12 protein-coding genes are annotated in these 14,144 nt (G+C 40.9%); 5 read left to right on the top strand and 7 right to left on the bottom strand.

Translation table 11 applies throughout. From position 1 onward, the window contains the following. Positions 1-156 precede the first annotated feature (156 nt). From EHQ70_RS09810 to EHQ70_RS09800, 3 genes are all read right to left on the bottom strand, one after another. Entirely contained in the window at positions 157-1,599 is a 1,443-nt protein-coding gene (locus EHQ70_RS09810; protein ID WP_135585907.1) for a glutamate synthase subunit beta, read from the bottom strand. Further along, positions 1,592-6,169, bottom strand: a complete 4,578-nt coding sequence (gene gltB / locus EHQ70_RS09805) for a glutamate synthase large subunit (protein WP_135585905.1) — start codon at positions 6,167-6,169, stop codon at positions 1,592-1,594. The genes EHQ70_RS09810 and gltB overlap by 8 nt, the downstream gene beginning before the upstream one ends. A 196-nt stretch (positions 6,170-6,365) precedes the next feature. Further along, the gene (locus EHQ70_RS09800; protein WP_135585903.1) at positions 6,366-7,574 is read right to left on the bottom strand and encodes a hypothetical protein; all 1,209 of its coding nucleotides are present in this window, start codon (positions 7,572-7,574) and stop codon (positions 6,366-6,368) included. Positions 7,575-7,625: 51 nt separating this feature from the next. Here EHQ70_RS09800 and EHQ70_RS09795 point away from each other — a divergent pair, with 51 nt between their 5' ends. Continuing rightward, a complete protein-coding gene (locus EHQ70_RS09795; protein WP_135585901.1) occupies positions 7,626-8,570 on the top strand; it encodes a TPM domain-containing protein in 945 nt (314 codons plus the stop codon). Between the two features lie 6 nt (positions 8,571-8,576). Here EHQ70_RS09795 and EHQ70_RS09790 read toward each other — a convergent pair whose 3' ends face one another. From EHQ70_RS09790 to EHQ70_RS09780, 3 genes are read right to left on the bottom strand one after another with little or no spacing between them, the layout of a single operon-like run. After that, complete coding sequence (locus tag EHQ70_RS09790; protein WP_135585899.1) at positions 8,577-9,113, bottom strand: shikimate kinase; 537 nt, start codon at positions 9,111-9,113, stop codon at positions 8,577-8,579. 28 nt (positions 9,114-9,141) lie between these two features. After that, positions 9,142-9,996, bottom strand: coding sequence for an HDOD domain-containing protein (locus EHQ70_RS09785; protein WP_135585897.1), 855 nt, complete (start codon positions 9,994-9,996; stop codon positions 9,142-9,144). Between the two features lie 6 nt (positions 9,997-10,002). Beyond that, the gene (locus EHQ70_RS09780) at positions 10,003-10,506 is read right to left on the bottom strand and encodes a chemotaxis protein CheD (protein WP_135585895.1); all 504 of its coding nucleotides are present in this window, start codon (positions 10,504-10,506) and stop codon (positions 10,003-10,005) included. A gap of 60 nt (positions 10,507-10,566) precedes the next feature. Here EHQ70_RS09780 and EHQ70_RS09775 point away from each other — a divergent pair, with 60 nt between their 5' ends. The 3 genes from EHQ70_RS09775 (at position 10,567) to EHQ70_RS09765 (ending at position 12,729) form a co-directional block, all read left to right on the top strand. Next, complete coding sequence (locus tag EHQ70_RS09775) at positions 10,567-11,790, top strand: TraB/GumN family protein (RefSeq protein ID WP_135585893.1); 1,224 nt, start codon at positions 10,567-10,569, stop codon at positions 11,788-11,790. Positions 11,791-11,831: 41 nt separating this feature from the next. Next, the gene (locus EHQ70_RS09770; RefSeq protein ID WP_135585891.1) at positions 11,832-12,206 is read left to right on the top strand and encodes a hypothetical protein; all 375 of its coding nucleotides are present in this window, start codon (positions 11,832-11,834) and stop codon (positions 12,204-12,206) included. A 76-nt stretch (positions 12,207-12,282) separates the two neighbouring features. After that, on the top strand, positions 12,283-12,729 hold the full coding sequence (locus EHQ70_RS09765; RefSeq protein WP_135585889.1) for a four-helix bundle copper-binding protein: 447 nt from the start codon (positions 12,283-12,285) through the stop codon (positions 12,727-12,729). Positions 12,730-12,814: 85 nt separating this feature from the next. Here the strand turns inward: EHQ70_RS09765 and EHQ70_RS09760 are convergent, their stop codons facing one another. Further along, positions 12,815-13,663, bottom strand: coding sequence for an esterase/lipase family protein (locus EHQ70_RS09760; RefSeq protein WP_135585887.1), 849 nt, complete (start codon positions 13,661-13,663; stop codon positions 12,815-12,817). Positions 13,664-13,778: 115 nt separating this feature from the next. On the opposite strand from EHQ70_RS09760, the gene EHQ70_RS09755 reads away from it, so the two are divergent. Continuing rightward, complete coding sequence (locus EHQ70_RS09755; RefSeq protein WP_135585885.1) at positions 13,779-14,144, top strand: hypothetical protein; 366 nt, start codon at positions 13,779-13,781, stop codon at positions 14,142-14,144.

Raw genomic sequence — 14,144 nt, 5'->3', positions numbered from 1 at the left:
GCTACGTTTCAATTGATCTCTCCAATGATTTTGGCGATTTGGAAGTTAGGCAAGAATTTTTTTGCTAAAGAGGATTCGAAAGTAAATCCGCATTTGGAAAGAAATTATCCCTGTTATGACAAGGTATGTTCCAAATGCGGTTCTTAAAAAAGAAGTTTAGGTTTCTTGCTCCAAAGTAAGATACTGGTGGACTTGGTCAGCACACTTCCTTCCTTCGGAAATGGCCCAAACAATGAGGGATTGCCCCCGTCTTACGTCTCCACAAGCGTACACTTTCGGTACAGAAGTTGCAAAAGATCCTGATTTTGTTCCAAAATCTGCTTTTACATTCCCACGACCGTCTAGTTCCAAACCTTCTTTTTGCAAATCAGCGATGAGTCCTTCTTTGATGGGGTTTACAAATCCCATAGCAAGAAAAACCAAATCGGCCGGCCATTCAAACTCAGTTCCAGGAATGGGATTGAATTTTCCGTTTTCTTCTTTTACTTCGGATCCGTAGATGGCAGTGACTTCCCCTTTTTCATTGGATTTAAAACCCATAGTGGAAACAGCCCATTTACGACTAACACCTTCTTCATGTGAGGTGGATGTGCGAAGCATTTTTGGATAAAGCGGCCAAGGAGTAGAGGAGTCTCTTTCTTTTGGGGGCTCTGGGAAAAGTTCAATTTGAGTGACAGATTTGGCACCATGTCGATTGGAAGTTCCTACACAATCGGATCCAGTATCTCCACCACCAATGACGATGACATGTTTGTCTTTCGCATTAATGATTTCAATATCGTCACCTGCAACTTGTTTGTTGTTTTTGGACAAAAAGTCCATAGCAAAGTGAACCCCTTTGCTATTTCTTCCTTCTACAGGTAAATCTCTTGGGGATTCAGATCCACAGGCGAGAACTACTGAATCAAAATCAGCTAATAGTTGCTTTGCTGTAATATCGACACCAACATTGACATTGGTTTTGAAAGTAACACCTTCCGCTTCCATTTGTTTGACACGTCGGTCAATATGTCTTTTTTCCATTTTAAAGTCTGGAATTCCGTAACGGAGTAGACCACCAATCCGATCATTTTTTTCAAAGATAGTTACAGTATGACCTGCACGAGCTAACTGTTGTCCTGCGGCAAGACCAGCAGGTCCCGATCCAACTACGGCAACTTTTTTTCCCGATTTAGAACTAGAAGGTTGTGGGATGACCCATCCTTCTTCCCAAGCACGATCAATGATGGTTCTTTCAATGGATTTGATAGAAACCGGTGGTTCGATGATTCCTAAAGTACAGGCCGACTCACAAGGAGCAGGGCATAACCTTCCCGTAAATTCAGGAAAGTTATTTGTTTTGGAAAGGTTTTCCCAAGCTTCTTTCCAGCGACCTCGGTAAACAAAGTCATTAAACTCTGGGATGAGGTTGTCCACAGGACAACCTGTATCACCGTGGCAAAAAGGAATCCCGCAGTCCATACAACGAGCGCCTTGGTCTTTCGCAACAGCTTCAGGGAACGGTTTTTCGAACTCTTTGTAGTTCTTAACTCGTTCCTTCGGTTCAATCTTCTGAAGGTATTCTTTTTTAAATTCTAAAAATCCTGTTGGTTTACCCACGAGCTGTTACCCCCTCTTTGTTCGGTTTTGCAGATGTTGTTTCTTCTGCCATTTTTTCTAGAGCTTTTTTATAATCTCTTGGAATCACTTTGATCATTTGTTTTACAACAGCATCCCAATTGTTCAGAACTTCTTCTGCGCGTTTGGAACCAGTGTAAGTTTTATGATCTTCTACCATCTTTTTTACTTCGGCAATTTCGTTTGCATCAGTTAACGGATCTAAGTCGACCATCTCTTTGTTGATGAGTGATTCTTTGTTTTTCTTTGGATCCCAAAGGTATGCAATTCCACCGGACATACCGGCAGCAAAGTTTCTTCCAATGTCTCCAAGGATGATGACCCGCCCACCAGTCATATATTCACAACCATGGTCTCCTGTTCCTTCTACGATGACATGAGCACCGGAGTTACGAACACAGAATCTTTCCCCTGCAATCCCGTTGACATAAGCATTTCCACTTGTGGCGCCAATGAAACAAGTGTTACCGATGACGATGTTCTCTTCTGCTTTGTAAGGAGCATTTTTTGGAGTTTGGAAGATGAGTTTTCCCCCACATAGTCCTTTCCCTACATAGTCATTTCCTTCCCCAATGAGGCGAAGTGTCATTCCTTTGGTCACAAAAGCACCAAATGACTGTCCTGCGGTTCCAGTGAACTCAATGTCAATGGTGTCTTCGATAAGACCATCCACTCCATATTTTTTTGTCACTTCGTGACTGAGCATGGTTCCTACAGAGCGATTTAAGTTCACAATGGAGGTTTTGATTTTGACCGGTTGTTTGTGGTCAATGGCAGGGAGTGACTTACGAATCAGCTCGTTATCAATCTGTTCATCCAAATGGTGGTTCTGTTCTTTCGCACGATAGAGTCCTGTAGGAAATACAGGAGTTGGTCTATGGAGAACTTTTGTAAAATCAAGTCCGCGAGCTTTCCAATGGTGGTGCGGTCGTTTGAATTTGATTTTTTCCACTTGGCCAATCATTTCTTCGAAAGTTCTGAATCCAAGTTTTGCCATGATTTCACGAACTTCTTCTGCAACAAAGGTCATAAAATTTACAACATACTCTGGTTTGCCGGTAAATTTACTTCTTAAGAATTCATCTTGAGTGGCAACACCAACTGGGCAAGTATTCAAGTGGCATTTACGCATCATGATACAACCCACTGATACGAGGGCCGAAGTGGAAAATCCAAACTCTTCCGCACCGAGTAGGGCTCCTACAACCACATCTTTTCCAGTGAGGAGTTTTCCATCCACAGCGAGATACACTCGGTCACGAAGTCCGTTGGCGACAAGAGTTTGGTGGGTTTCCGAAAGTCCGAGTTCCCAAGGTGTTCCTGCATGGTGAATGGAAGAGATGGGGCTTGCTCCCGTTCCCCCTTCATGTCCAGCAATGAGGATGTGGTCGGCGTGTGCTTTGGCAACACCAGCAGCCACAGTTCCTACCCCAGATTCAGAAACTAGTTTCACAGAAACACGTGATCTTGGGTTGGAGTTCTTTAAATCAAAGATCAGCTGTTTCAAATCTTCGATGGAATAAATATCATGGTGTGGAGGAGGGGAAATCAAAGTTACACCCGGAGTGGAATAACGAAGCCATCCAATGTATTTGTCTACTTTATGGCCTGGAAGTTGTCCACCTTCTCCTGGTTTGGCGCCCTGTGCCATTTTGATTTGGATGTCATCGGCATTGGTGAGGTATTCCATAGTCACACCAAATCTCGCAGAAGCAACCTGTTTGATCGCCGAACGCATGCTATCTCCATTTGGAAGAGTTTTGAATCTTACTGGATCCTCTCCACCTTCCCCTGTATTGGATTTAGCACCAATTCGGTTCATGGCAATGGCAAGAGTTGTATGTGCTTCCCAAGAAATGGAACCATGGCTCATCGCTCCTGTTTGGAAACGTTTGAGAATAGATTTTACTGATTCTACTTCTTCTATCGGGATCGCTTTGGATCCTTCAAAATCAAGTTGGAACAAACTTCTAAGAGTGATAGCTTTTTCGTTTTGGTTATCGATGAGGCTAGAGAACTCTTTAAAAACTTTGTAGTCGTTGTCCTGCGTTGCTTTTTGGAGTTTGTGAACTGTAATCGGAGTATAGAGATGGCTATCTCCATTTTTACGATAGTAGTGCACCCCACCTGGTTCTAGGTTGTTCGGAAAAAAAGTAGAATCGTAAGCCGCTTTGTGACGACGAACCGTTTCTTCTTCTAACATCTCAAGAGAAAGCCCTTCGATTCTAGACTGTGTTCCTGCAAAGTAAGTGTTAACGAGCTCGGAATCAAGTCCTACTGCTTCAAAAATTTGCGCACCACAATACGATTGTAATGTGGAGATTCCCATTTTTGAAAATACTTTGAATAGTCCTTTCCCAATAGATTTGATGTATTTCTTTTTTGCTTCTTTGTATTCAGGAACTTCTGGAAGTAATCCTTGTTGTGAAAGATCGGCGATCGTTTCAAAAGCAAGGTATGGATTGATGGCGTTGGCACCATAACCACATAACAATGCAAAGTGGGCCACTTCTCTTGGTTCCCCTGATTCCAAAACGATCCCTGCACGAGTACGAAGACCTTCACGGATCAAATAGTGGTGAAGTCCTGCTACGGCAAGTAGTGATGGGATGGCAGCTTTTTTCTCACCAACACCATGGTCGGTTAGGATGATGAGAGTCACTCCTTGTTCCCGAACTGCTTTTGCTGCATCAGCACAAACACGATCGAGAGAGTTTCGCATATCATGTTTTTTAGATGGATCAAAAAGGATTTCAAAAGTTTTGGCTTTGAAATGTCCTTCGCTGATTTGTTTGATCTTTTCAAAATCTTCGTTTGTAAGGATTGGATGTTCCAATTCCAAACGATGAGCATGTTCTGGCTCTTCAGAGAGAAGATTTCCTTCCGGTCCAATATAAGTTGTGAGTTCCATCACAAGTTCTTCACGAATAGGATCAATCGGTGGATTGGTTACTTGTGCAAAGTTTTGTTTGAAATAACGGAATAGGGGTTGTGGTTTTTCGCTGAGTACCGCTAGAGCAGAGTCCACACCCATAGAACCAATCGGTTCTTCGCCAGAAACACCCATTGGTTTGATGATGGTAAATACATCTTCATGAGTGTACCCGAAAGCTCTTTGGCGTTCCAAAATGGATTCATGTTGTGGTTGTTTTACGTTTTCAGGGTCTGGTAAAGACCCGAGACGAATCATATTGTCTTCTACCCACTTGCGATAAGGTTGTTGGGTAGCGATTTGTTTTTTGATTTCTTCGTCGTCAAGGATTTGGCCTTTTTCCATATCAATGAGGAGCATACGACCTGGACGAAGTCGATCTTGGATTAAAATTTCTTCTGGCGGAAGGTTAAGTACCCCCGCTTCGGAAGACATGATCACTTCATCGTCTTTTGTGACAACAAATCGAGCAGGACGAAGTCCGTTACGATCCAATGTGGCACCAATGATTCTACCATCAGTAAAAGCAATGGCAGCGGGTCCATCCCAAGGTTCCATAAAGGTTGCATGATATTCGTAGAACGCGCGTCTGTCGGCATCCATAGCCTTGTTTTTTGACCAAGCTTCTGGAATCATCATCATCACTGAATGAGGGAGAGATCTTCCTCCCATCACAAGTAGTTCAAGTACGGTATCAAAAGTAGCCGTATCTGACTGGCCTTCCATAACAATCGGTAACATACGACGAAGTTCATCGCCGTAAAGTGGAGACTGCATTACCATTTGGCGAGCGGCCATCCAGTTCATGTTCCCGCGAAGTGTGTTGATCTCTCCGTTATGTGCAATTTGACGATAAGGATGAGCCAAATCCCAAGTAGGGAAGGTGTTAGTCGAAAATCTTGTATGAGTTAAACAAAATGCAGAAGTTAAATCTGGTGATTTTAAATCTTCATAGAACTTCTTAACTTGGTCACCGAGTAACATCCCTTTGTATACGATGGTTCTGGAAGAAAAACTTGGTACGTAGTATTGGGAACGATCCAGTTTTAGTTCGGCACGAATCCTTCTATCAATCAAACGACGAATGAGAAATAATTTTCTTTCGAAGTCGTCAGAAGTTTTTAGTTTTTTGGATTTTTTGCCAATGAATACTTGTTTGAATACCGGCATGGTTTTGGATGCCACTACTCCCGCATATTCTTTGTTAATGGGGACATCGCGAAATCCTAAAAATTCCTCACCTTCGTCTACAATGATTTTTTCGATTACGTTTTCGATTGCAGTTCTGACTTCCGAATTCTGTGGAAGGAAAAGAAAACCCACAGCATAATCACCTTCTTTGGGAAGAGAGAAGGGCAGATTCTTCCTAAAAAATGCATCGGGGATATTGATCATGATCCCAGCACCGTCACCGGTTTTTGGATCGGCCCCTTCGGCACCCCTGTGTTCTAGGTTACACATGAGGCGAATCCCTTTGTCGACGATGTCGCGGGAACGTTTGCCTTTATAATTTGCGATAAAACCAACACCACAGGAATCTTTGTCCATGGCAGGATCATACATACCTTGGGCCTGTGGGCCGACTGGCGGAAGGATGGGTGGTTGGTTAGATTTTGACATACGTACCCTACTCTAAAGCAATTACTGTACCTTGTTTTTGAATTTGGGTGTACTGTCCAATTATTTTGTTTTCAGCAAAATGATTTATTTTTAGGCAGCGCGAAACAGTCTCAAGTGTTCGTATTCGGTACATTATGCTATTTATTAGATCAATTTGCTTATGTGAAAAACCAGTTTGTATTTAGTCCAAAAAAACTTAGAGTACAAGAAACAAGCGAACTGCAACTTCCATAGGAAGATCGCTTAAATCCCAACGCACCCATTCCGAGGCATTGTAAGCCTCTTTTGTTAACTTTAAGGCATTGCTTAAGTCGGGAGAGTCGCTTTCTAAAGATTCGACCAATGTCATTGCTTTTTCATACGCCATTTTGGTTTGGATGTGTAAGGTTTTCTTTGGCAGCTCCAGATAAGCTATTTTATCAGAGTGAAAAATCCACTCGCCTTCAAGGGTTATGTTTTTGTTTTCTGAGGAGTAAAACTGGAATCCATTTGCTTTGGATTCAATTTTGTATTGGGTATTTGATTTAGGCAAAATCCAAAAGTAATATTGGGAACCAAAAGAAAGATACCCAAATAGAAGGATTAGTACTCCCAAAAGTCGATTGTTGTTCCTATCTTCATGAAAGTTGGCGCATAAGAGCAGCACACCTAGGTGTCCGATGGCAAGAAGGGAAAATGAAAAATACCAATTCGCATTGATGATTTGATGTTTCCATTCCAAGGGGAATTGGGGCGCCTCTATCTTGTTTGGTGGTTGGTTTAGATTTTGTGAGTCAGGTAACAGTTCGGCATTCTCTAGTTTTGATAGCTTGGGGTTCTCATTTTTGGCTGGTAACTCCGGTTTGACGAGGATTTCTTTGAATGGTTTCCCGGTTTCTTTCTCCACAGGAAGGGGAAGGATGCGAAAGAATTTTTTAAACTCTCTGGAAACTAATGAATAACGACTAAATCCTTCTTTGTTATCGTTGTATCTCTTTACGGAAACATCTGCAACAGGTAGCAGTAACCCTGATTGATGATGCAAATAAATGGTATCTGTATATAATATCCCATCTTTTTTCGATTCGGATTCCGATTTAATTTGATAAGAGATGAATTCTTCGATAGGAAAAATGATATCAGGTTCCTTTGAATCTCCGAAACGAATTTGATTTCTTTTTTTATTTATCTCTAGCTGATAAATAAAACCATCTTTCTCTTCATAAGACTGATAACAGAGATAACTGAAAGGAAGAAAACTTATTAGAGTAAACAAAAAACCTAATTTTCTGACATGGGTTCGTTTCCAAATCCAAATTCCGGAAAAGGCAAGGATGGTCCAAAAAACAATTCCAAATAGCAGGACGTAATCGCTGAAAGTTCCCGCTTGTACCAAAATCGAATCTGATAAAAAAGTTGTTTCCACGGCTTAGAAAAAATCTTTGATTTTTCTCGTTTGTCAACTACGCTTGGGCCGATGAAATTTATATTTCCTTTTCTCCGTCCCAGGTTTTTCTTTCTTTTTCTTTTGGGAGTGGTTCCTCTCGAAATTTTTGCCAAAGAGATCCCCGTTTTAGAAAGAAGAGTCACATGGGAGGAGGGAACGATCTCCAAAGCAGATGCAGATATCTGGGAGAGAACTTTAGAAGACCACGAGAAAAAAACTTCAAACCAAATTGCCATTCTCGTTATACATTCGTTAGAAGGTGAGATTTTAGAAGAATATAGTCTAAAAGTTGCGGAAACTTGGAAGTTAGGTCAAAAAAATAAGGACAACGGAGTCCTCGTTTTACTTTCCATCGAAGATAGAAAGGTGCGAATCGAAGTGGGTTACGGCCTCGAAGGAATTCTCACAGATGCCTATTGCAATCGTATCATTCAGAAAAAAATGATTCCCTACTTTAAATCAGATATGTATGCAGACGGGATTACGGCTGGTTTAACAGAAATCCTTACCACTTTGGATACGGGTGTGACTCCAGAAGAACCAAACCTTTGGGAGAAGTTCCAATCATTTCGTGGGATCGGCGCCGAACAAGGTTGGCATTTGTATTTAGTGGGTTTGATTTTTGTTGGAATTATCTTTCTTTTCGCAACCATCTTGGCCTTCCATAAAGAGGATAATAGTGTTTGGGTATTTTTCTTTTTATTAGTTTTTTTCCAGTGGGTGCCTTCGATTTTTTATGGGTTCTATGGTTGGGTTGTATGCAACTTCATTTATGTATTTGGGTTCATTTTTGTCCGGCTAACAAGAGATAAGTTGTCTTTTGTAAAATCTCTATCGGATAAGATTACAAATTCAGTTACATACTCTTCTGGAAGTTCTTCGGGAGGGGGCTTTGGTTCTGGAGGAGGATCATCGGGAGGATTCAGCGGAGGAGGTGGGAGTTTTGGCGGTGGTGGCTCCAGTGGAAGTTGGTAGATTCTTTTATTTAGATTTGATTCCAAGCCAGTCTAAGACTCGTTCGGCGGCTTCTTCTTTGGAAAGTTTCGAAAGATTTAGCTTATAATGAGCTGCTTCTTGGTAAACGGGGATTCTTTTCTCTAAAATGGCGCGGTAAGATGTAACTTTGGAAAGGTCCGGTCTTGTCGAATCTCCTTTCACCTTTTCAATCAGTTCTTCTATCCCTCGTTCTAGATAAACAATCCTTCCGATCTTTCTAAGTAAGTCTAGTTTTCGTTGGCTTGGGATTTCATTTCCGTTTGCATCCAAATCAAATAAAATTCCACCACCACAATCCAGAATGATCCCATCTGCATTTTGTAATTTTTGCAAAATAGAGAATTCTAGTTCCCGGAAAGTTTTCCATCCTGATTTTTCAACAAAATTTGGGATGGGGATGCCACCTGCTTCATACACAGCAATGGAATCTGTCGAAACTACGGGGAAGTCTGTTTGTTTGGAAAGGGAACGAGAGACTTTGGATTTCCCAGCCCCTCTTGCTCCAATAAAGATAATGTTCATAGAAAATGGATTCTTTAAAAAATAAAACTTATACGTTTAACAAATCAGCGAGGCCGGCTTGTAAGTCAGGGATGTGAACAAAGTATGTTTCAATATCAGCTTCCGTAACGCCTGTTTGGCTAAGTGCAAAAGGAGAAATAGGAACAGACTCACCACCAATATCGATTCCAATTCCAGAAACTACGATTAGGATGCTGGCAATATGAACAACAGAAGTTAGGAGTGGATTGTTTTTGGAATCTTCTGGTGTTAGGTAGTTTGCTACAACATCAGTGAGTTCCTGTGGAAAATTCCAACGTTTCAAAAGATTTTCGGATACTTCCATATGGGTATATCCAAAGTATTTTTTTTCTAGAACCGGGAAGGGTTCTTGGTTGTCTTTTAGATCTGTTTTGATTTGCATCATTACTGGACTGAAAAACTGAGCCAGTACGATTTTTCCAACACTACAAAGAAGTCCAGAAGTGAAGGCAAGATCCTTATCAATCTTTAGTTTTTTATGTTGTACAATTTTGCTAGAAAGTTCAGCAACTAGTAAAGAGGAAGTCCAAAGTTGGGCAGCTTCTATTTGGTAACTGTTGAGGTCTTGGGAAAGAATTCCCTTGGCAGCAGTGAGAAGGACAATTTCTTTTACTGTTTTGATTCCAAGAGTCATGAGCGCTTCTTGGACAGTGCGAATGGGTTTGGATGCTCTGTAGTAAGCAGAGTTGGAAAGTTTAATTACGTTTGCTGTGATGGCCGGATCTTTCGAAATTTCCTGTGCAAGGTCAGCAATATTTACATCCGGTTTTTGGAGTTTTTCCAAAACCTTAGAAACAACCGACGAAATTGCTGGCAGTTTATTTACGTCCTGTAATATTTCATCAACCTTTGATTTTAGCATATTCGCCTAACGCACCTTATAAAGGTATTTTTCCATACCAGCTTTTTTTAACAACACACGCCCGTCGTCACAATAAAGGCTGATGGTTCTTCCTTCATTCCCTGCCACATCTTCTACTATGACGGGAATTTTCTTCTCTTCCATAAATTTTTTAACGATTGCGATGTTCTGTTCCCCGATGTTTTGTAAAAATTGGGAATTGATTCCTTTGAACATGGAAGCACCTCCAAACATACGGCAAGAGTACTGACCAATGTTGGATCCTTGTTGTTTCATCATTTCGATGAGGATAGGAAGAGCCGTTTCTCCATATTTATGTGGAAACTTGGTGGCATCCTTTCCCGTAGGATCTTTGGCAAGCATGATGTGAGAAATGGCTCCCACTTTCTGTTCTGGATCATACAAAACGATTCCTATGCATGAACCTAGTGTAGTTCTGAGCACATCTGGATCTTTTCCGACCTTAATGTCGGCAATTCCCACATTGATGATTTTGGATTTTATAGACATTCTACTTGTTTCTAGAGAGTGGAACCGTTACTTAGGTATTATAGATAGTAACCTTTCCTTATGCGTTCAATCAAAAAAACAACTCCTGCCAGAAAATCTACCAAAAAAGGTTTCAAAACAACGGAACCTTATCTCTTCCAAACCATCGGAAAAACGGAAGTCCACATTCTTGGAACAGCACATGTGTCCAAACGAAGTGTAGATGAAGTCGAGAAAATGATCCAAACATTAAAACCCGATGTGATTTGTGTGGAGTTATGTGAGTCACGAATGAAGTCGGTAGAAGATCCCGACTATCTTAAAAAATTAGATATATTCAAAGTATTTAAAGAAAGAAAGATGTGGTTACTTTTATCCAGTCTCATCCTTTCTTCGTTTCAGAAAAAAATCGGAAACAAAGATATCAAACCTGGTGATGAAATGCGTAAGGCAATCACTATGGGTCGCACACTAAAAAAACCGGTAGTGCCAGTTGACAGAGAGATCCAAACCACACTCAAACGGTCTTGGGGGAATGTAGGATTTTTCTCAAAAATGTATCTCTTCAGTGCGTTACTTGCATCACTACTGGTTCGGGAAGATGTATCAGATGATAAAATCGAAGAGATGAAGTCGGATGACATTCTCAAAGACCTATTTTCCCAAATTCCAAAAAAATATGAGTCTGTCAAACATGTGATCATTGATGAAAGAGATGTGTATCTAGCAGAAAAAATTCGCCAGTCAGCAGAAGGGAAGTCGGTAAAAAAAGTTTTAGCGATTGTTGGTGCAGGTCATTTGGCTGGGATCGAAAGAAATATCCAAATTGGGAACGACTTGTCCGCGTTAGATGAAGTTCCCAAACGTAAGTGGTGGGACAATATTAGTATCATTCTATATCCAACTTTTTTTGCGGGCCTCATTGGTTATACTACTTGGAGTCAAGGTGGGGAAGCTGGTATGGATCTGTTTTCAAAACTCATTTATATCAAAGGTGGCCTTGCCGCTCTTGGTGCTCTCATTGCTTGGGCACATCCGATTTCGATTTTACTTGCATTTATCACCGCGCCCATTGGAACTTTTGTTCCGATCTTTAAAGCAGGTTGGGTTAGTGCCCTTTCGGAATCTTATTTGCGGAAACCTTTAGTGGAAGACTTCGAACATATCGCTGAAGATTCTGAATCTTTCGCCGGGTTTTGGAAAAATCGTGTCCTCCATATCTTTCTTGTTTTTTTTCTCCCACAATTTGGATCTACCATTGGAACCTTTATTGTTGCAGGAAAAGGCTTGAAGAATTTATTTTAAGAACTAAGATTAGATTCGTCTAATCACTGTAGCAGAAGAGTATGAAACGAAAGTTTACAATTGGATTCATTCTAATTTTTCTAACCTACCTAGGATGCAAATCATCTGTGTTTGGTTTTTGTACTTCTGCAGAAAAATTTGTGGAACGGGCATCCGTTCCGCCTTGCCACCAAACTTCCGAATCAAAAGAAAGTTCTGCAGATTCCTGTGAATGCCCGATCATTCACGAGGAATTACAATCTGCCAGCGGTCCTGATTTCCCCATTTGGAAACAGATCAAACTTACAGTTTGGAATGGGTTTAGTGTTTTAAAACAACCCCAATTCCTTTCTGGCCCATCCGCAAAGTGGAAGATTCCAGGGTTTATTCATTCTCGTTCCTATTTCCCCACCCAAACTGTCCGACTTCTGATTTGAGATGGCCACACCTATTTTTTAGGTGAAAGGATTTCCATTTCAAAGAATTTTTAAATTTTAACAGAGGTTATACGATATGAATCGCAAAGAATTATTACAAAAAGCAGGAATGGCTGTAGCCGTTTCCGGAATTTTATCCACACTTTCAGCAGAAGACCATGACCACTCTACGATGACAATGCCTGCGGCTGGAAAATCTAAGTATTCCAAAGCTATGATGGCAGCTCTGCACTGCCAACTTTCTGCAGAGGTTTGCCTCAGCCATTGTCTCACAGAACTAGGAAAAGGGGATAAGTCACTCGCGGCTTGTGCCACTAGCACAAGGGAAGTCATTAGTTTATGTGAATCCTTTGTGAAGTTGGCAAGCCAGTCGTCGGCTTATACCAAGAAGTTAGCAAATCTTTGTATTGAGGTTTGTGAAGCTTGTGCTAAGGAATGTGATAAACATGCGGCTCACCATACAGTCTGTAAAGAGTGTCGCGATAGTTGCCTTGCTTGTGTCAAAGAGTTGAAAAAAGTTTAAAGGTCAATTTTACTAAAGGATTGATCTCGAATTCAATCCAACTGTCCGCTGTTTGGCGGGCAGTTGTTTCTTTAAACTATTAGAATTATCTTTTTTTGACCTTTTTTTTGGCTTTTGGTTTTGCCACTGGTTTTGATTTTTGTGTTGGTTTGGCTTTTTTCGCTGCCGATTTCTTTTTTACCGCTATCTGTTTCTGGGTTTTTTTATAAACAGATGGTTCATACTTAGAAAAATCCACCTCAATCTTTTTAGGGACTGCAAATTCAGGATTCGCTTTGGGCGAGGCTTGAAATGATATGCTGTCTTTCGGTGTACCTAAAAATTCTCTGAGTGTTCGAATGTTTTCATTTCTTCTAACTAAGTTATAGTTTCCAGGAATATCAAACCATAGATCACGACCTTGGCCAAACTCTGTACTCTCTTGTGGAGGAAAAGAGAAGTCTTCGATGGCAGAGAGAGGTTGGAAAAGAGGAAAGAAAAGTGCATTTTTGTAATTTGTTTTTACCCAGTCGGATTCGTAACCCCAATAGGATTGTCTTGTGTTTGTAAACCGGTCCGAACCATGAAAAGGAGTTCCTAAGGTAATTAACCTTTTTACTTTTCTTCTGGCTTCATCTGGCAAAATCAGAACAAGAAGTCCACCTGTGTTATGAGCAATCAAAGTCACTTCGTTAGGTGCCGTGAGGATTTGATTGGCAAGGTATTTGACCGCTTCTTCCAAAGAGAGAGGGTCGCGGAGAGTAGAAAGAATTCCGACTTTAAATCCTAAATTATCTAAATTGGATTTAAGTCTTGAATAGTAAGAACGTCCCGCCTGAAACCCAGGCACGATCAATATGTTTTTATCTTTATTATTCTCCACAAACAAATGGCTGGGAAGATAAAATGACAATAACGCCCAAAAACGTTCCAGATATTCTATGAATCGAAACATGAATTAAATGATTCTTTCTGACTCGATTCTTGTCTATGAAAATCAATTCTAGCGGCAGAAGAATTCCTGAATTGACCGATTACCGTACCTACATAGGATTGCCTTTTAGAATCGTATGCGTCATAGTTTCTTATTTATTTTTCTACTAGGATTGTTTCCCGTGATTCTTTTTGCCGAACCGGGGAATTATGAAGCTGCAGCGAAGCTTTTACCCCAGGTTTGGGAAACAAAGTACCCCCTTCCGTATGGAAAACTTACGAAAAAGGATCCATTGAAACAAGGAATCCGGCAAGTGACTCGGAAAAAAGGGAAATATTGGATGTACAATTTTGAAGTTTTTATGCCTAAATATGAAAGGAAAGAGACGGTAGCGGTTCCAAAAGAGGACGGCCGAAATATCCTTGTATTTTTTTTATGGAATCCAGCAGTAACAGAAGAACCAAATCGGATTGAGCTCGGGGAACCACACGAAGGGAAATGA

The sequence above is a fragment of the Leptospira congkakensis genome (assembly GCF_004770265.1).
GTDB classification, from domain to species: Bacteria; Spirochaetota; Leptospiria; order Leptospirales; family Leptospiraceae; genus Leptospira_A; species Leptospira_A congkakensis.
Note: the sequence above shows the minus strand (reverse complement) of the source record. Positions and strands in the feature narration are given on the sequence as shown.

Coding starts and splice junctions, on each gene's coding strand:
- gltB (WP_135585905.1), bottom strand. CDS start 6,169: ATGTCAAAATCTAACCAACCACCCATCCTTCCGCCAGTCGGCCCACAG.
- EHQ70_RS09795 (WP_135585901.1), top strand. CDS start 7,626: ATGAAATTTATATTTCCTTTTCTCCGTCCCAGGTTTTTCTTTCTTTTT.
- EHQ70_RS09790 (WP_135585899.1), bottom strand. CDS start 9,113: ATGAACATTATCTTTATTGGAGCAAGAGGGGCTGGGAAATCCAAAGTC.
- EHQ70_RS09785 (WP_135585897.1), bottom strand. CDS start 9,996: ATGCTAAAATCAAAGGTTGATGAAATATTACAGGACGTAAATAAACTG.
- EHQ70_RS09780 (WP_135585895.1), bottom strand. CDS start 10,506: ATGTCTATAAAATCCAAAATCATCAATGTGGGAATTGCCGACATTAAG.
- EHQ70_RS09775 (WP_135585893.1), top strand. CDS start 10,567: ATGCGTTCAATCAAAAAAACAACTCCTGCCAGAAAATCTACCAAAAAA.
- EHQ70_RS09770 (WP_135585891.1), top strand. CDS start 11,832: ATGAAACGAAAGTTTACAATTGGATTCATTCTAATTTTTCTAACCTAC.
- EHQ70_RS09765 (WP_135585889.1), top strand. CDS start 12,283: ATGAATCGCAAAGAATTATTACAAAAAGCAGGAATGGCTGTAGCCGTT.
- EHQ70_RS09760 (WP_135585887.1), bottom strand. CDS start 13,663: ATGTTTCGATTCATAGAATATCTGGAACGTTTTTGGGCGTTATTGTCA.
- EHQ70_RS09755 (WP_135585885.1), top strand. CDS start 13,779: ATGCGTCATAGTTTCTTATTTATTTTTCTACTAGGATTGTTTCCCGTG.